Consider the following 17,022-nt stretch of genomic DNA (forward strand, 5'->3'; position numbering starts at 1 on the left):
GGGTCACTGTTGCGTATCGTTCGGTGAGATCTACGCGCGTAGGGGCTAGAGTGCCGAAATGACGAGCGAGACCACCAACCTCCCGACCAGTGAACAGATCCGCCGCGCTCCGAAGGTGCTGCTCCACGATCACCTCGACGGCGGACTGCGTCCCGGCACCATCGTCGACCTGGCGCAGGAGACCGGCTATGACGGCCTCCCCGAGTCCGATCCCCACAAGCTGGGGATCTGGTTCCGCGAAGCCGCCGACTCCGGCTCGCTGGAGCGCTATCTGGAGACCTTCGCGCACACCTGCGCCGTCATGCAGACCCGCGACGCACTGGCCCGAGTGGCCGCCGAGTGCGCCGAGGACCTGGCCGCCGACGGCGTCGTCTACGCGGAGATCCGCTATGCGCCCGAGCAGCACCTCGAAGCGGGCCTGACCCTCGAAGAGGTCGTCGAGGCCGTCAACGAGGGCTTCCGCGAGGGCGAGCGGCGAGCCCGCGACAACGGTCACCGCATCCGCGTCGGGGCCCTGCTGACCGCCATGCGGCACGCCGCCCGCGCCCTGGAGATCGCCGAACTCGCCAACCGCTACCGCGACTCGGGCGTCGTCGGCTTCGACATCGCGGGCGCCGAGGCCGGCTTCCCGCCCACGCGGCACCTCGATGCGTTCGAGTACCTCAAGCGGGAGAACAACCACTTCACCATCCACGCCGGCGAGGCCTTCGGCCTGCCGTCGATCTGGCAGGCGCTCCAGTGGTGCGGCGCCGACCGTCTCGGCCACGGTGTCCGCATCATCGACGACATCGAGGTCGACGAAGAGGGCGGCGTGCGGCTCGGCCGGCTCGCGTCGTACGTCCGCGACAAGCGCATCCCGCTGGAGATGTGCCCCACCTCCAACCTCCAGACCGGCGCCGCCACCTCCTACGCCGAGCACCCCATCGGGCTGCTGCGCCGCCTGCAGTTCCGGCTCACCGTCAACACCGACAACCGGCTGATGAGCGGCACCAGCATGTCGCGCGAATTCGAGCAACTGGTCGAGACATTCCGATACACGCTCGATGACATGCAGTGGTTTTCGGTCAATGCGATGAAATCAGCTTTCATTCCTTTCGATGAACGTCTAGCCATGATCAACGACGTCATCAAGCCCGGATATGCCGAGCTGCGGGCCGAATGGCTGTTCCGTCAGGCGGGCACCACGACCGGCGTGAGCAGGAGTTCTCACCCTGAGTGAGGGTAGGCGCGCGGTTTAGCAAAAACGGTCGGTGGATGTCCACCGGCCGTTTTTCTGTGCCCGTGGGTGTTTGCGGCGGCGGTAATGCCCTCACTAGGTTGATTGGCCGGTCAAGCCTCCACACAACACCCCATCACGAGGACGTAATTCGATGAAGCAGGGAACCATCAAGACGCTCGGTGCCGCAGCCCTCGGTGCCGCCTTCGCCGTCACCGCCGCGGGGGCCGCAGCCGCGGCCCCGGTGAGCGCCGCCGACGCCACCGGTCTGCTGAACAAGCTGCCGGTCAAGCAGGCCACCAAGACCGTTTCGGGCGTCACCCAGGCCAAGTCGGCCGACGGCGGCCTCGTGGCCCACGGCAACCGCAAGGGCAACCTCCTCGGTGGGCTGCCGACCGACGCCGTCGCGAAGAACCTTCCGCTGGCCAACGGCCGCTGATCCGCCGCCGAACGCCCGCCGTGCCCCGGCCCCCGCGCACTGTCGCGTGGGGGCCGGGGCACAGCCCCGTCCACGACCCGGTCCGCCGCGGGCCGTGGCCGGGCGCCGGGCTACCAGGCCGTGGCGCCGGAGGCCCTGTCCTCCGAGGGGAGGAATATCCAGAGCGCCAGGTAGACGAGGAACTGCGGGCCCGGCAGCAGACACGAGAGCAGGAAGATCACGCGCATCGTCGTCGGGGTGGTGCCGAAGCGACGGGCCAGGCCCGCGCACACTCCGGCGATCATTCGGTTGTTGCTCGGGCGGACCAGTGCGGCGGCCATGATGAGGCTCCTTCTCGACTCCGTCGGTTCGACGTGAGAGGCGCTTGCCCGGTGGCGCCGGACGTTCTCCCCTCATGCCTCAAAGGTAGGTTCGGGTGCCGGAGAGGACATCGGCCCTGGGAGCCAGTCCGACCCTGGAGATCCTCGGGGTCGCACCCCTGAGATCCCCCGCCCGGCGACGCAGCCGGCGCCGGCACCCCGGCACGACGGCGAGGTGGACCACCGCCACCCCGAGCGTGTTCAGCAGCACCGAATCGACGTCCGCGACCTGCCCCGGCACTCCCGCCTGCAACAGCTCGATGGCCAGCGAGATCATCGCGCCCGCGAAGACGGTACGGGTGAGCGACACCAGCGGCGACACGTACAGCCGCCCGGCCGCCATCGGCAGCAGCACCCCCAGCGGCGCCAGCAGCAGCACCTGGCCGCTCAGGCCCTGCACCGCGTGCCAGGGGCCGCCGGCCAGCTGGGCACTGATCGACGCCAGCGGCTCGAGATTGGGCGCGGGCACCCACGGCACCGTACGGGGCCGCAGCGTCAGCCAGCCGACGATCAGCAGATGCGCCACAAGGAGGAGAAGTCCGGTGGCGCGCATACGGAGGGCGGCGGTGTCGCCGGAACCATGACGCTGCACACAGGCCAGGACGCCGGTAGCGGGGGCTGCGGTTCCGTCCCCTTGCGCCCGTCTTGGCCGGATGCCCGCCGGTGTCGGGGCCCCTCAGCCGCCGGACCCCTCAGCCGCCGGACCCCTCTGCCGCCGGGGCCCTCTGCCGCAGGAGCCCTCGTGCCACCGGGCCCGCCCCTGAGGGCCCCGGTCCCGTCCCCTAAGGGATCCCGGTGCTCAGTCGTCCTCGGACAGCGGGTCGCCCCAGCCCGCGTTCTGGGCGATGTCCGGATCGGCGAGCACATCGGCCGAGCAGTCGTAGCGGTGCGGCGCGTCCGCGCCCGGGCCGCCCAGCACCGCCGCACGGGTGTGCCCCAGCGCCTGGGCCGCGCCGTAGGTGCACACCAGCTGCGCCAGCGCGAAGGACGGCAGATCGCCCGGCCGGATGCTCAGCCGCAGCGCATCGGCGGGATCGCCCGCGCGCGGCCCATCCACCTTCAGGTCCTCGGGCACCGCGCTGCTGAACCCCGCCTGGTCCTCCGCCGGTGCGGGCTGCTGCCGCAGCTCCGCCAGCAGCGCCCGCGCCGCCTCCAGCCGGGCGGCGGCCGGCACCCTGCTCTTGGGCCGCGGCGCGGAGCGCTCCACCTGGCCCAGCGCGGAGCTGCACACCAGATAGATGGTGGCCGTGACACCGTCGGGTCCGGCCGACGGCGTGTCCCCGGCCGGGACCTTGCAGCTCACCCGCGAGGGCGCGCCGCCCGCATCCACCGGCACGGACGTGCCCCGGATACCGCAGCCACCCGCGACCAGCGCCAGCGCCAGTGCCGCCGCGGTGCGCCGCCACCCCCGGCCCAACCGGCTCGTCATCGGTCCCCCTCCGTGCCCTTGCCCGCCGGTCCGTCGCCCTTCGGGCCCGCGCCCGGTCCGCAGTCCGTCAGACGGGACGCGTCCATCGGCAGCCGCAGCGTGAAGACCGCGCCGCCCTCGGGCAGATTGGCGGCGCTGATCCCGCCGCCGTGGATGTGCGCGTTCTCCATCGCGATGGAGAGGCCCAGGCCACTGCCCTCGGACCGGGGCCGGGACGCGCTGGCCTTGTAGAAGCGGTCGAAGACGTGCGGCAGCACCTCTTCCGGGATGCCGGGGCCGTGATCCCGTACGCGGATCACCAGCTCCCCGCCGCCGGGCTCCACGCCCGTCGCGTCCCCGGTGTCCTCGGCGTCCCCGGTGTCCTCGGCGAGTCCGGTGAGACCCATGGCGTCGGTGGGTTCGGTGTGCACGGACACCCGTACCGGCGAGCCGCCGTGCTTGAGGGCGTTGCCGATCAGGTTCGCCAGGATGACGTCGAGGCGCCGCGGGTCCAGCCGGGCCACGATGCCCCGGTCCGCGTCCAGGTCGACCGCGTCCAGCCAGGCCCGTGCGTCGATACAGGCGGTCACCTGGTCGGCGACATCGACGTCGTCGAGCACCAGCCGGGCCGTCCCCGCGTCGAAGCGGGTGACCTCCATCAGATTCTCGACCAGCTCGTTGAGCCGCCGGGTCTCGCTGACCACCAGCTGCACCGCGGGCGCGATCATCGGGTCGAGGGAGTCGGCCTCCTCCTCCAGCACCTCGGAGACCGCCGTGATCGCCGTCAGCGGCGTGCGCAGCTCGTGCGACATATCGGCGACGAACCGCCGGGAGGACGCCTCGCGCGCGCTCAGCTCCTCGACCCGCTGCTCCAGCCGCTCCGCCGTACGGTTGAACGTCCGTGACAGATCCGCCAGTTCGTCCGTACCGGTCACCCGCAGCCGGGTGTCCAGCCGCCCCTCGCCCAGCTGCCGCGCCGCGTACCCCAGCCGCTGGACGGGGCGCAGCACGGTCGTCGCGGCGGCCTGCGCCAGCAGCGCGGAGCCGACCAGCGCCAGCGCGGTGGCGATCCCCAGCGACCAGGCCAGCGAATTGAGGTCCTGCCGCTCGGCGGCCAGCGACTTGATCATGTAGCCGGTCGGCCCGCCGCCGATCACCTTCGCCCCGGCGACGAGATAGGGGACGTCGCCCAGCTCCCGGCGCTGCCAGTACAGATGGTGGGAGTAGCGGTTGGCCGCGTCGACGGGGCGGACCTGGGTGACCGCCGTACGCAGCGTCTTCGGCACGCTGGTGAGCGTCAGCAGGTCCTTGTCCGTGGTGGCCGCGCAGTCCTTGCCCTCGCGGTCCACGCCGATCAGCAGCACCGCGTAGTTCTGCGGCCCGCCCGCCATCTGCCGTGCCGCGTCCTGGAGTTCGGTGCATCGCGGCCGCAGCGGCAGCGACCGGGTGCTGTCCTCCAGTGACTTGCGGAAGTCCTTGAGGACGGCGTTCTGGGTGCGGTCGAGGACGGTGTTGCGGTTGAGCCAGTAGGCGATACCGGACGCGGAGACCGCGGCCGTCAGCGCCACCAGCGCGAAGACGACGACCAGCCGCAGCCGCAGACTCGTCCAGCGCAGCAGGCCGGAGGCGCGGCGCAGCAGCCGCGCGGCCCGCCCGCCGGGCGCGGGCGCCGCGGCATCCGCGCTCCCGTGGTCCGGCTCGTCCTGCCCGCTCGCTGTGGGGCGTCCCGTCACTGCGGGGAGTCCAGCCGGTAGCCGACACCGCGCACCGTACGGATCAGGGTCGGTGAGGACGGCACATCCTCCACCTTCGCGCGCAGCCGCTGCACACAGGCGTCGACCAGACGCGAATCGCCGAGGTAGTCGTGCTCCCACACCAGGCGCAGCAACTGCTGCCGGGACAGCGCCTGTCCGGGCCGGCGGCTCAGCTCCAGCAGCAACCGCAGCTCGGTCGGTGTCAGTTGCAGGTCCTCGCCGTTCTTGGTGACCGTCATCGCGGAGCGGTCGATCACCAGGGAGCCGAAGGTCGCCGAGTCGCTGGACTCCCGCTCCCCGCGGCGCAGTACGGCCCGGATACGGGCGTCCAGCACCCGCCCCTGAACCGGCTTGACGACATAGTCGTCCGCACCGGACTCCAGCCCCACCACGACGTCGATGTCGTCGTTGCGCGCGGTGAGCAGGATGATGGGCAGCTGGTCCGTACGCCTGATCCGCCGGCACACCTCGAAGCCGTCGATGCCCGGCAGCATCACGTCCAGCACGATCAGGTCCGGGCGCTGCTCGCGCAGCAGCTTCAGGCCGTCCTCGCCCGTCGCCGCGGTCACCACACGGTGACCCTGGCGGGACAGGGAGAGTTCGAGGGCCGTGCGGATGGCGTCGTCGTCCTCGATCAGCAACAGGAAAGGCACATCGCCATTCTGGCGCATGGGAGACCGCCAGATCGACCAGTGGCCCCTCTCACACGTGTACGGCCCGGGTGGTGGCCCCGCGCCGGAGGTCACCGGCCCCTGTGACAGGGCTGTGACAGTCGGCGGACAACGCGATGAAACTGGGTTGGCAGTCTTTTGGGCACCGGGAGAGATCAACACCCGGAACACACCGAACGAGCTGGCTCTACGACGGGGGGCGCGAGATGAACACACTGCACGGCACGACTTCCAGCGCAGTTATCACGCGGCTCCATGACGTCGTACGGACCACGGAGAAGTCCGGTGCGGCGGGGGTGCGGGGGTGCGCTCGCGGCGCCGGGCGTCAACGGCCGCCGTACATGGTGGCCATCGACGCCACGAAGGTGGGCGTCAACGGGGGAGACACGGGCCACGGGGGAAACGCGGCCCACGGGGGAAACAACGGGGGAACGGAGTACAGGGAGGGCACGGGGGAACGGCGCTCCGCGTCGGAGGCGGCCGAGGCCGAAGCGGCCTTCACCGCCTACGTCCAGGAGCGCCGCGCCTCCCTGTACGCCACCGCCTACCACCTGACCGGTGACCGCTACGAGGCCGAGGACCTGCTGCAGAGCGCGCTGTTCTCGACCTACCGGGCCTGGGACCGGATCAGCGACAAGGCGGCGCTCGGCGGCTATCTGCGGCGCACCATGACCAATCTCCACATCAGCGCCTGGCGCCGCCGCAAGCTCAACGAATACCCGACCGAGGAACTGCCCGAGACGGCCGGCGACGTGGACGCGATGCGCGGCACCGAGCTGCGCGCCGTCCTGTGGCAGGCGCTGGCCCGGCTGCCCGAGGCGCAGCGCACCATGTTGGTGCTGCGCTACTACGAGGGCCGCACGGACCCGGAGATCGCGGACATTCTGAACATCAGTGTCGGCACGGTGAAGTCGAGCATCTGGCGCTCCCTGCGCCGGCTGCGCGAGGACGAGGTCCTCAGCTTCGGGCGTGACGAGGAGGAGTCCTTCGGCGAGCTGGTGGCCTGAAGGCGGGGGAAGCCCGGGGGGAACCCGGGGAAACCGGGGGAAGTGCCCGAGGGGAACGGGGTACGGGGGAAACCGGGGGATACGGGGGAAACCGGCCGGGGCGGAGCGATCCGCCGAGGCCGGGCGTATCGGGGGATACGGGGGATACGGGGGAGAAGGAGCGGGTTCGGGCGGCCGGGGGGTCTGTCCGAACCCGCTTCTTCGTCTGCCGGGTGCCGCCGGCTACGCGCCCCGCACCGTCACCACCGGCTCGTGGTGCACCGGGAAGTTCACCGAAGCCGCGATGAAGCACTTGGCGTGCGCCTCGTCGTGCAGCGCCCGCGCCCGGTCGAGATCGTCCGGCGACGCCACCTCCACCCTCGGCCGCAGCACCGCCTCGGTGAACCGGCCGCCGCCCGCGCCGTCCCCGGTCATCGTGCCGTCCGCCTCGTCCGCGTACGCGGTCACGACCACTCCCGCCAGGGAGCACAGCGCCAGGTACGACAGCATGTGGCACTGCGCCAGCGACGCGAGCAGCAGCTGTTCCGGGTTCCAGCGGTCCTTCCCGCCCCGGAACGCCGGATCCGCGGTGCCCGGCAGTGTCGGCGGGCCGTCGGCGCTGACCTCGTGGTCGCGCTCGTAGGCGCGGTAGCCGCTGGTTCCCGAACCGGTGTTGCCCGTCCAGACGACCCGCGTCCGGTAGTTGTGCTGCTTGGGCATCGGCTTCCCCTCGTCCGATGGGTGGAGATCAGGAGCGTACGGTCTCGCCCGCCGGGTCCGTCGCCCGTGCCGCCGCAATACGCGCCAGCGCCTCCGGCTTGGCGCACGGGTGGGCGCCGAGGGCGGAGTGCCGGGCGACGACCGAGCGTTCGGCGCGCAGCAGCCGCAGGCCGCGACGCACCAGGTACGGGGCCGACTTGCGGCCCTCGCGCAGGTCCCTGGCCAGGCGCCGGCGGAAGGTGGTGGTCGGACGGCCGCGCAGGCACAGGGCGTCGGCCAGCAGTCCCGCCGCCCGGCAGTCCGCTATGACGTCCGCCGCGAAGATGCCCTCCGCGACGAACAGCGGGGCGCCGCCGAGGTCGAGCCGTGACGTGCCGGTCCTGGCACTGGCGGAGATGTCGTACACCGGCACGGACGTGCGGCCCGTGCGGCACAGCGCGGCGATCGCCTCGACCGCGGCGGCGGCGTCCCAGGACAGCGGCGAGTCCCAGTCGGCGCCGCCACCATGGGGCAGTGGGGGAAGCGTCGGGTCCGTGCACTCCTTGTAGAAGTCGTCGAGGTTGAGGACGGGCAGGCCCGTCAGTGCGGCGAGGGACGTCTTGCCGGAGCCCGAGGGGCCGGTCAGCAGGACGACGCGGGCGGGGGTGCCTCCCCGCACAGGGGGGTCGCCCCGCTCGAGCGAAGCCGAGAGCGGCGGCGGGGGCGGGACGTTGCGGGAGGGCGGCCGGGAGGCGGCGTGGGAGCTCACGGGTACCCATTGTCGGGCATTGGGCCGTTGGGAGTACCCCGGCGTGCGAGGTGGATCGACCGGCGGACCGTCAACTACTCTACGCAGTCGATCGATTACCCAATAGGCAGGTGGCACCGCACATGGCTTCACACGCACGTCCCAAGGCCGGCCGCATCACCCGCACACTGCTCCGTACCGGCCTGGCGGTCTCCGCGGCCGGCGCCGCGCTCGCGGCGGGCGGTTCGGGGGCGAGCGCGGCGCCCGCCCCCGCCCCCGCGGCCGCCCCCGACGGCGGCGCCGCAGCCCCCGCCCGCGGCCTGGCCGGTGACCTGGGAAGCTCCGCCCGCGGAGCCGCCAAGGGGATCGAGAACGTCCGGCTCAACCCGCTGGCCGACACCTCGGTCGACCCGCTGAACAACGCCGTCGAGACCCGGGTCGCCGACTTCAAGCCGTTGAGCACCACGCTGCTGACCGGCCCGCTGTCGCACGGCGGCACGCTGAAGGACCTGACGAAGGCGCGCCCCACGGCACGGGGGCTGCACGGCTGAGGCGGCGGGCTGCGGTCAGCGGCCGTCGCAGGCGGCCACGAAGAGTTCCATGTGCCGGCGCAGGGCACTGCCCAGGGCGATCCAGGAGCCGTCGGCGAAGACGAGGTCGAAGCGCCCGCGGGCTGTGACGGTTCCCGGACGGGGCCGGAACCGGGCGATGTTCCGGCGGGGTGCGTCCACCGCCACGACCCACTGAGGTGCGCTCTGCCGCCGGTCCTCGTTGCGGTTGAGCGCCACGATGTAGCGCTGGTCGGTGATCGCCTGGAGGCCGACCGGGTCGCCGGCGTTGGCGAGGTGGATGCGGAACCGCCCGGCCATGCTCTGCCAGCCGCCCTCCATGACCTGGCCCCACAGGGCGCGCTCGGCGGCGGAGTCCACGGCGTCCTCGACCGTCTCCCGCGCCTCCACCACGGCCTCGGCGGCGTTGCCCACGGCGCGGGTGAGGCGGTTGTTGACCAGCCGGCTGTTCGAGAACGCGTCGAGCGGCCGGGCGAGGGCCCCGGTGACGGCGTCGAGGACGCCGCGGGCCCGCTGCTCCAGCTCGCTGGGCGGGGCCGGCGGGGCGGCCATCCGCAGTTCGGCCGGGACCGTGGGCAGCGTCGGGTTGGGGTAGAAGTCGCAGGCCCTGACCAGCGTTTCGTCGGGTCGCAGAAGGCCGCGGAAACCGTCCCGATAGTGCTGCTGCATCCGTTGCCGCCCCCCGTGAACGCCGGCTGCCGGTCGTGAACCCGTTGTCGTGACCCTGCCGTTTCCATGATCGTATCGCCCCGTCCGGTGGCGGCGACGGTGGCGTACGAACGGCGACGGGGCCCCTTCCGTGCGGGGAAGGAGCCCCGTGTCCAGGGGCGGCGAGCGGCCGCCCGGACTCAGACGCCCATCGGGTGCCACACCGTCTTCGTCTCCAGGAAGGAGAGCAGACGGTCGGTGCCCGGGTCGGCGGTCCAGTCGGAGGCGGCGGGGCGCAGCACCCGCTTGAGGTTGTCGGCCGCGGCCGTCTCCAGGTCCTTCGCCAACTCGGCGTCGGCGCCCGCAAGGTCGAGGGCGTTGACGTCCTGGTGGGCGGCGAGCGGGGCCGCGATCTCCGCCGTGCGGCCGGAGAGGACGTTGACGACGCCGCCCGGCAGGTCGGAGGTGGCGAGGACCTCGGCCAGGGAGAGCGCGGGCAACGGGGACTTCTCCGCGGCCGCCACGACCACGGTGTTGCCGGTGACGATCGCCGGAGCGACGACCGAGACCAGGCCGAGGAAGGACGACTCCTGGGGTGCCAGGACGGCGACCACACCGGTCGGCTCGGGCGAGGAGAGGTTGAAGTACGGGCCCGCCACCGGGTTCGTGCCGCCCGCGATCTGGGCGACCTTGTCGGACCAGCCCGCGTACCAGACCCAGCGGTCGATCGCCGCGTCCACCTGGGCGGTGGCCTTCGCCCTGGAACGTCCCTCGGCGTCGGCGACCTCGGTGACGAACTGCTCGCGGCGGCCCTCGAGCATCTCGGCCACGCGGTAGAGGATCTGGCCTCGGTTGTACGCCGTCGCGCCCGACCAGCCGCCGAACGCCTTCCGGGCGGCGACCACTGCGTCCCGGGCGTCCTTGCGGGAGGCCAGCGGGGCATTGGCCAGCCAGGTGCCCTTGGAGTCGGTCACTTCGTACACCCGTCCGCTCTCGGACCGGGGGAACTTCCCCCCGACGTACAGCTTGTAGGTCTTGAGAACGCTCAGCCGATCAGACATTGAGGTACGCCTCCAGGCCGTGGCGACCGCCCTCGCGGCCGTAGCCCGACTCCTTGTAGCCGCCGAAGGGCGAGGTGGGGTCGAACTTGTTGAACGTGTTGGACCAGATGACGCCCGCCCGCAGCTGGTTCGCCATCCACAGGATCCGCGAGCCCTTCTCCGTCCAGATGCCCGCCGACAGGCCGTAGGGGGTGTTGTTGGCCTTGGCGACGGCCTCCTCCGGCGTACGGAAGGTCAGCACGGACAGCACCGGACCGAAGATCTCCTCGCGGGCGATGCGGTGCGCCTGGGTGACGCCGGTGAAGAGCGTCGGTGCGAACCAGTAGCCGGCGGAGGGGAGTTCGCAGGCGGGGGCCCAGCGCTCGGCGCCCTCGGCCTCGCCCGCGTCGGCCAGTGCGGTGATCCGGGCCAGCTGTTCGGCGGAGTTGATGGCGCCGACGTCGGTGTTCTTGTCGAGCGGGTCGCCCACGCGCAGGGTCTGCATCCGGCGCTTGAGGGCGTCCAGCAGCTCGTCCTGGACGGACTCCTGGACCAGCAGCCGCGAGCCCGCACAGCAGACGTGCCCCTGGTTGAAGAAGATGCCGTTGACGATGCCCTCGACGGCCTGGTCGATCGGCGCGTCGTCGAAGACGATGTTCGCCGCCTTGCCGCCGAGCTCCAGGGTCACCTTCTTGTCGGTGCCGGCCACCGTACGGGCGATGGCCTTGCCGACGTCGGTGGAGCCGGTGAAGGCCACCTTGTTGACGTCCGGGTGCGCGACCAGCGCGGCGCCCGTGGAGCCGTCGCCCGTCAGGATGTTGACGACGCCCTTGGGCAGGCCCGCCTGGCGGCAGACGTCCGCGAAGAAGAGCGCGGAGAGCGGGGTGGTCTCGGCGGGCTTGAGGACGACGGTGTTGCCGGTCGCCAGCGCCGGGGCGATCTTCCACGCCAGCATGAGGAGGGGGAAGTTCCAGGGGATCACCTGGCCGGCGACGCCCAGGGGGCGCGGGTCGGTGCCGTAGCCCGCGTGGCCGAGCTTGTCGGCCCAGCCCGCGTAGTAGAAGAAGTGCGCGGCGACCAGGGGGAGGTCGGCGTCGCGGGACTCGCGGATCGGCTTGCCGTTGTCGAGGGTCTCCAGCACGGCCAGCTCGCGCGAGCGCTCCTGGATGATCCGGGCGATCCGGAAGAGGTACTTGGCGCGCTCGGCGCCGGGCAGCGCGGACCACTTCTCGAACGCCTTGCGGGCGACCTTGACCGCGCGGTCGACGTCGTCGGCGCTCGCCTGGGCGACCTCGGAGAGGACCTCCTCGGACGACGGGGACACGGTCTTGAAGACCTTGCCGTCGGCGGCCGGGGCGAACTCGCCGTCGATGAACAGCCCGTAGCTCGGCGCGATGTCGACGACCGCGCGCGACTCCGGCGCCGGCGCGTACGCGAATGCTGAGTTCTTAGCGTTCATAGTGGTTTCAGTCCACCGTTACGTAGTCGGGGCCGGAGTAGCGGCCGGTGCTGAGCTTCTGGCGTTGCATCAGCAGATCGTTCAGGAGGCTGGAGGCGCCGAAGCGGAACCAGTCGGCCGTCAGCCAGGGATCGCCCAGCGTTTCGTTCACCATCACCAGGTACTTGACGGCGTCCTTGGTCGTACGGATGCCGCCGGCGGGCTTCACGCCGACCTGGACTCCGGTCGCCGCGTGGAAGTCGCGGACGGCCTCCAGCATCAGCAGGGTCACGGGCGGGGTGGCATTGACGGCGACCTTGCCGGTCGAGGTCTTGATGAAGTCGGCGCCGGCCAGCATGGCCAGCCAGGAGACCCGGCGGACGTTGTCGTACGTCTGGAGCTCGCCGGTCTCGAAGATGACCTTGAGGTGGGCGGCGCTGCCGTCGGGGCGGACGCACGCCTCCTTGACCTGTTTGATCTCCTCGAAGACCGACAGATAGCGGCCGGAGAGGAAGGCGCCCCGGTCGATCACCATGTCGATCTCGTCGGCGCCGGCCGCGACCGCGTCACGGGTGTCGGCCAGCTTCACCGGCAGCGCGGCGCGGCCGGCCGGGAAGGCGGTGGCGACGGACGCGACATGGACACCGGAGCCGCCGAGCGCCTCCTTGGCCGTCGCGACCATGTCGGGATAGACGCAGATCGCCGCGACCTTCGGGGCGGTGCGGTCGGTCGGGTCGGGGCTGATCCCCTTGGCGCAGAGTGCCCGGACCTTGCCGGGGGTGTCCGCGCCTTCGAGGGTCGTCAGGTCGATCATCGAGATGGCGAGATCGATGGCGTACGCCTTCGCCGTCGTCTTGATCGAGCGGGTGCCGAGGGTGGCGGCGCGGGCCTGCAGGCCGACCGCGTCGACCCCCGGGAGGCCGTGGAGGAAGCGGCGCAGCGCACCGTCGTCGGCGGTGACATCCGCCATTGACGCCAGACGCCCCGCGGCTTCCTTGCCGTATGCGGGAACAGTGATGGGCATGGTCACGAGGGGAGCATATCTACGCGCGTAGCAACATGTCATCCCCCTGAGTGCGGTCGGATCGCCCGCCGGCCGCCGCTCGGCGACGGCTCGCCACGGCCGCGGCGCGCCGCCCGAATGATGCCGTAACGCAATGTCCGGCATCCGGACGGTCAGGCAGAATCGGCGGCATGACGAGCCCGGAACAGTCCGCCCAGTCGCCGCAGCAGTACGCGGACCGCAGCTACCGCTCGCCCGCGGCGCTGGCCGCCGGTGTGCTGCTCCTCCTGCTGGGACTCTGGCTCGGCGGCGACGCGGTGCTGCGGGGCGACTCCCGGACCCGGCTGACGGCCCTGGCCGCGCTGTTGCTCGGGGTGCCGCTGGTCGTCGCCTTCACCGTGCGGCCGTTGGTGCGGGCGGGCGCGGACCGGCTGACGGTGCGTAATCCGTTCCGGACGATCACGCTGCCCTGGGGCGCCGTCGACGAACTGCGGGCCGGTTACTCCGCCGAGGTGTCGACCGGGGGCCGGAAGTACCAGCTGTGGGCGGTCCCGGTCTCGCTCCGGCAGCGCAAGAAGGTCGGCCGGCAGCCGGCCGACGGCATGCCCAGGAGCCGTTTCGGCCTGAACGCCGACGCCGGACCGGTGCCGCGCGCGATGGCGGACCAGACCCTCGACGAACTGCGCGCGGCCAAGGAGCGCGCCGCGCAGCGCGAGAGCGCACACGGGGAGCCGGTGGTGCGCTGGGCGTACCCGGTGATCGCGCCGATCGCTGTCGGGGCCCTCTGGCTGCTGGTGATGGTCGCCGTCTAGGGACTGCGCCGGCAGGCCCCGGCGGACACCGCTGGACGTCTCGCCGTGCGGCCGGCGGCCGGCGGCCGCACGGTCTACGGCGCCCCCGGGTACACCAGCGTCATGTACGCGCCCATGTAGGCCGAGGCCACGGCCGCGCCGCCCAGGGCCAGAGCGGCGGTCCGGGGCCGGGCGCGGGCGATGGCGAGCGCCGGCGGGACCAGCAGCGGGAAGCCGGGGAGCAGGAACCGGGCGCGGGGGAAGTAGACGCCGCCGCTGCCGAGTGCGATCGCCAGCAGGACGCCGCTGAAGACCAGCAGCGGCAGCGGCTGCCGGTCGGCGAGGCAGAGCAGGAAGAGCACCACGGACCCGATCAGCACCAGCGAGACGACCACGAGGAACAGCTGGGGCTGCGCCTGGTGGACGAGGAGCGAGCGCAGCGAGCGGAGGGTCCCGGCGCCGCCGTCCCAGGTGTTGTGCCACATCCTCTGGACCGCGAAGTAGCCGTCCGGGCGGCGCAGGCGCAGCCCCACCCAGCCGACGTACCCCAGCCAGCCGAGCGGGGCGAGGAGGGCGGCGACCAGGAGGCGGGCGACGCCCGGGGCGTCGTCGGGTCCTGGCGCACGCCCGCTGCGCCGGAGGGCGGCCAGGGCACACAGCGAGACGGCCGCGGCGATGGCGAGACCCGTGGGACGGGTGAGGCCCGCGAGCATGGAGAGCGTGCCGGCCCAGAGCCAGCGCCCGCTCAGCACGGCGTACAGCGTCCAGGCCGCCAGCGCCGTGAACAGCGACTCGGTGTAGCCCATCCACTGGACCAGGGCGACCGGTGTGGCCCCCCACAGGACGGCCAGTACGGTGCCCGCCCGGCGCCCCTGCAGCCGGTCCCCCACCGCGAAGATGCCCCAGGCCGCGATCAGCGAGCAGACCACGGCGACGGTCAGCCCGACGGTGGCGCGGGAGCCGGGCGTGACCGCGGCGGCGGCCTTGACGACCGTCGGGTAGAGGGGGAAGAACGCCAGGTTGTTGACGTCGAACACGTCGGGGCGCAGCACACGGGCGTAGCCGTGGTCGGCGATGTCCAGATACCAGCGCGAGTCCCACTGGGTGGCGAGCAGCGGCCACAGCCCGTGGTGCCGCAGATGCGCCCACTTCAGCAGGACCAGCGTGCCCAGCAGGCGGACGGCGGCATAGCCGAGCAGCGCGGGCGCGGCCCTGCGCAGCGCCGTGGCCGCCGTGGCCACCGGGCCGGTCGGGGCGCGCCACCGAAGCGGTGACCGCTTCGGCGGTGCCGGGGCGGCGGGCGGCGGGGGCGCGGTCGTGGGCACTGCGCACCTCCTGGAGGCGGGCCGGGCGACGTGGCCGGCGTCCGGGTTCCAGGGTTCCGCGGCACGGGCGCGGGTGCCGGGAGGACTCCGCCGGATGCAGTAAAAAGGGTCACCCGTGCGGGGCGCTCGGCCGCGCCCCGCACGGGTGACCCCGCCCGCTCGGCCGTCGGGTCAGATGCCCAGAGCCGTCGCGAGGTCCCCCTTCACCGCGTCCAGTACCGTCGCCGCCGTCCGACGCGCCGCCGGCAGCGCGTCCGCCGAGGCCACCGGGACCACGGCCTCCAGATAGCACTTGAGCTTCGGCTCGGTGCCGCTGGGCCGGACCACCACGCGGGCGCTCTCCACACCCGAGCCGGCCGCGCCGGACAGGTGGTAGCGCAGGCCGTCCGTCGGCGGCAGCGTCTCGGTGCCCTTGTCCAGGTCGTCGCAGCCGGTCACGGTCAGGCCCGCGAGGGACGCCGGGGGCTCGGCGCGCAGCCGGCGCATGGCACCGGCGATCAGCGACAGGTCCTCGACGCGGACCGAGAGCTGGTCGGTGGCGTGCAGGCCGAATTCCAGCGCGAGGTCGTCGAGCAGGTCGGCCAGGGTGCGGCCGGACCGCTTCAGCTCCGCGGCCAGCTCGGTGATCAGCAGGGCGGCGGTGATGCCGTCCTTGTCGCGTACGCCTTCCGGGTCGACGCAGTAGCCCAGCGCCTCCTCGAAGGCGTAGCGCAGCCCGTCCACCCGGGCCAGCCACTTGAAGCCGGTCAGCGTCTCCACGTACGGCAGGGAGGCGGCGGCGGCGATCCGGGACAACAGGGAGGAGGAGACGATGGTGGTCGCGAACGTGCCGGACGCCTGCTTGCTCACCAGGTGGGCGGCGAGCAGCGCGCCGACCTCGTCGCCGCGCAGCATCCGCCAGCCCTCGGCGGTGCCGGGGGCCGGGACGGCGACGGCGCAGCGGTCCGCGTCCGGGTCGTTGGCGATGACGATGTCGACGCTGCCGGGGGCACCGGCCCGGGCGGTGGCGAACGCGAGGTCCATCGCGCCGGGCTCCTCCGGGTTCGGGAAGGCGACGGTGGGGAAGTCCGGGTCCGGCTCGGCCTGTTCGGCGACGACGGTCGGGGCGGGGAAGCCGGCCCGCGCGAAGGCGGCGACGAGGGTGTCGCGTCCGACGCCGTGCAGCGGCGTGTAGACGACGCGCGTGTCCCGGGGGGAGCCGGGGGTCAGCACGGCGTCCGTACGCGCCAGATACGCCCCCAGGACCTCGTCGTCGAGGGTCTCCCAGCCGGCCTCGGGCCGGGGCACGTCCGCCAGCGCGTCGATCGCGTCGATCTCGGCGGCGATCTCACCGTCCGCGGGCGGCACGATCTGCGAGCCGTCGCCCAGGTAGACCTTGTAGCCGTTGTCGCGCGGCGGATTGTGGCTGGCGGTGACCTCGACTCCGGCGACCGCGCCCAGGTGCCGTATCGCGAAGGCCAGCACGGGCGTGGGCAGCGGGCGCGGCAGCAGCGCGGCCTTCAGGCCCGCGCCGACCATCACGGCGGCGGTGTCACGGGCGAAGTCGGCGCTCATGTGGCGGGCGTCGTAGCCGATGACGACCAGCCCGCCGCCGTCCCCCTTCGCCTTGAGGTACGCGGCGAGGCCGGCCGCCGCGCGGATGACCACCGAGCGGTTCATGCGCATCGGGCCGGCGCCCAGTTCGCCGCGCAGCCCGGCGGTGCCGAACTGCAGCGTGCCGGAGAACCGGGCGGTCAACTCGTCGGTGTCCCCGTCCGCGATGAGCGCGGCCAGCTCCTCCCGGGTCTGCGGGTCGGGGTCCTCGGCCAGCCATGCGTGGGCCCGGCTGATCAGCTCCGTGTGGTCGGTAGCCACGTGATGCTCCTGACGGTCAGGTCATTGCGGGTGGGCGGTGCGGCGCTCGGCGCGTCACGTTCTACCCGCTGCGC

At 72.6% G+C, this 17,022-nt stretch carries 18 protein-coding genes; 5 read left to right on the forward strand and 13 right to left on the reverse strand.

Annotation, left to right across the window (positions count from 1 at the left end):
- Positions 1–58: 58 nt before the first annotated feature.
- Together ACGFML_RS02095 and ACGFML_RS02100 are read left to right on the forward strand one after the other, a co-directional pair.
- The gene (locus ACGFML_RS02095) at positions 59–1,219 is read left to right on the forward strand and encodes an adenosine deaminase (protein WP_393538974.1); all 1,161 of its coding nucleotides are present in this window, start codon (positions 59–61) and stop codon (positions 1,217–1,219) included.
- A gap of 151 nt (positions 1,220–1,370) precedes the next feature.
- Positions 1,371–1,655 (forward strand): hypothetical protein, encoded by a 285-nt coding sequence (locus ACGFML_RS02100; protein ID WP_393538976.1) that lies wholly within the window; start codon positions 1,371–1,373, stop codon positions 1,653–1,655.
- 110 nt (positions 1,656–1,765) lie between these two features.
- Here ACGFML_RS02100 and ACGFML_RS02105 read toward each other — a convergent pair whose 3' ends face one another.
- The 5 genes from ACGFML_RS02105 to afsQ1 all read right to left on the reverse strand — a co-directional run bounded on the left by ACGFML_RS02105 (position 1,766) and on the right by afsQ1 (position 5,829).
- Positions 1,766–1,975, reverse strand: coding sequence for a PspC domain-containing protein (locus ACGFML_RS02105; RefSeq protein ID WP_393538978.1), 210 nt, complete (start codon positions 1,973–1,975; stop codon positions 1,766–1,768).
- Between the two features lie 79 nt (positions 1,976–2,054).
- On the reverse strand, positions 2,055–2,567 hold the full coding sequence (locus ACGFML_RS02110; protein WP_393540362.1) for a VanZ family protein: 513 nt from the start codon (positions 2,565–2,567) through the stop codon (positions 2,055–2,057).
- A 246-nt stretch (positions 2,568–2,813) separates the two neighbouring features.
- Positions 2,814–3,443 carry a hypothetical protein gene (locus tag ACGFML_RS02115; RefSeq protein ID WP_393538980.1) on the reverse strand — a complete coding sequence of 210 codons (630 nt, stop codon included), beginning with the start codon at positions 3,441–3,443 and terminating at the stop codon, positions 2,814–2,816.
- Positions 3,440–5,155, reverse strand: coding sequence for an ATP-binding protein (locus tag ACGFML_RS02120; RefSeq protein WP_393538982.1), 1,716 nt, complete (start codon positions 5,153–5,155; stop codon positions 3,440–3,442). Before ACGFML_RS02120 ends, ACGFML_RS02115 begins: the two co-directional genes overlap by 4 nt.
- Entirely contained in the window at positions 5,152–5,829 is a 678-nt protein-coding gene (gene afsQ1 / locus ACGFML_RS02125; RefSeq protein WP_026169550.1) for a two-component system response regulator AfsQ1, read from the reverse strand. Before afsQ1 ends, ACGFML_RS02120 begins: the two co-directional genes overlap by 4 nt.
- A 224-nt stretch (positions 5,830–6,053) precedes the next feature.
- On the opposite strand from afsQ1, the gene ACGFML_RS02130 reads away from it, so the two are divergent.
- Positions 6,054–6,854 carry a SigE family RNA polymerase sigma factor gene (locus ACGFML_RS02130; RefSeq protein WP_393538984.1) on the forward strand — a complete coding sequence of 267 codons (801 nt, stop codon included), beginning with the start codon at positions 6,054–6,056 and terminating at the stop codon, positions 6,852–6,854.
- A 222-nt stretch (positions 6,855–7,076) separates the two neighbouring features.
- Here ACGFML_RS02130 and ACGFML_RS02135 read toward each other — a convergent pair whose 3' ends face one another.
- Both ACGFML_RS02135 and ACGFML_RS02140 read right to left on the reverse strand, forming a co-directional pair.
- Complete coding sequence (locus ACGFML_RS02135) at positions 7,077–7,553, reverse strand: OsmC family protein (RefSeq protein ID WP_393538986.1); 477 nt, start codon at positions 7,551–7,553, stop codon at positions 7,077–7,079.
- Positions 7,554–7,581: 28 nt separating this feature from the next.
- Positions 7,582–8,211 carry a uridine kinase gene (locus ACGFML_RS02140; RefSeq protein ID WP_393540364.1) on the reverse strand — a complete coding sequence of 210 codons (630 nt, stop codon included), beginning with the start codon at positions 8,209–8,211 and terminating at the stop codon, positions 7,582–7,584.
- A 212-nt stretch (positions 8,212–8,423) separates the two neighbouring features.
- Between ACGFML_RS02140 and ACGFML_RS02145 the strand changes: the two genes are divergently transcribed.
- Entirely contained in the window at positions 8,424–8,831 is a 408-nt protein-coding gene (locus tag ACGFML_RS02145) for a hypothetical protein (protein ID WP_393538988.1), read from the forward strand.
- A gap of 15 nt (positions 8,832–8,846) precedes the next feature.
- On the opposite strand, the gene ACGFML_RS02150 is transcribed toward ACGFML_RS02145, so the two are convergent.
- The 4 genes from ACGFML_RS02150 to deoC form a co-directional block, all read right to left on the reverse strand.
- The gene (locus ACGFML_RS02150) at positions 8,847–9,518 is read right to left on the reverse strand and encodes a hypothetical protein (RefSeq protein ID WP_393538990.1); all 672 of its coding nucleotides are present in this window, start codon (positions 9,516–9,518) and stop codon (positions 8,847–8,849) included.
- Between the two features lie 179 nt (positions 9,519–9,697).
- Entirely contained in the window at positions 9,698–10,558 is an 861-nt protein-coding gene (locus ACGFML_RS02155) for an aldehyde dehydrogenase family protein (RefSeq protein WP_393538992.1), read from the reverse strand.
- On the reverse strand, positions 10,551–11,996 hold the full coding sequence (locus tag ACGFML_RS02160) for an aldehyde dehydrogenase family protein (RefSeq protein WP_393538994.1): 1,446 nt from the start codon (positions 11,994–11,996) through the stop codon (positions 10,551–10,553). Before ACGFML_RS02160 ends, ACGFML_RS02155 begins: the two co-directional genes overlap by 8 nt.
- Before the next feature lie 7 nt (positions 11,997–12,003).
- The gene (gene deoC / locus ACGFML_RS02165; protein ID WP_393540366.1) at positions 12,004–12,999 is read right to left on the reverse strand and encodes a deoxyribose-phosphate aldolase; all 996 of its coding nucleotides are present in this window, start codon (positions 12,997–12,999) and stop codon (positions 12,004–12,006) included.
- Between the two features lie 170 nt (positions 13,000–13,169).
- On the opposite strand from deoC, the gene ACGFML_RS02170 reads away from it, so the two are divergent.
- Positions 13,170–13,790, forward strand: a complete 621-nt coding sequence (locus ACGFML_RS02170; RefSeq protein ID WP_393538996.1) for a PH domain-containing protein — start codon at positions 13,170–13,172, stop codon at positions 13,788–13,790.
- A 74-nt stretch (positions 13,791–13,864) separates the two neighbouring features.
- Here ACGFML_RS02170 and ACGFML_RS02175 read toward each other — a convergent pair whose 3' ends face one another.
- Both ACGFML_RS02175 and ACGFML_RS02180 read right to left on the reverse strand, forming a co-directional pair.
- On the reverse strand, positions 13,865–15,094 hold the full coding sequence (locus ACGFML_RS02175; RefSeq protein ID WP_393538998.1) for a hypothetical protein: 1,230 nt from the start codon (positions 15,092–15,094) through the stop codon (positions 13,865–13,867).
- Positions 15,095–15,265: 171 nt separating this feature from the next.
- On the reverse strand, positions 15,266–16,948 hold the full coding sequence (locus ACGFML_RS02180) for a phospho-sugar mutase (protein WP_393539000.1): 1,683 nt from the start codon (positions 16,946–16,948) through the stop codon (positions 15,266–15,268).
- Between the last annotated feature and the right edge of the window lie 74 nt (positions 16,949–17,022).

The organism is Streptomyces sp. NPDC048650 (genome assembly GCF_043199095.1).
In the GTDB taxonomy this organism is placed as follows: Bacteria; Actinomycetota; Actinomycetes; order Streptomycetales; family Streptomycetaceae; genus Streptomyces.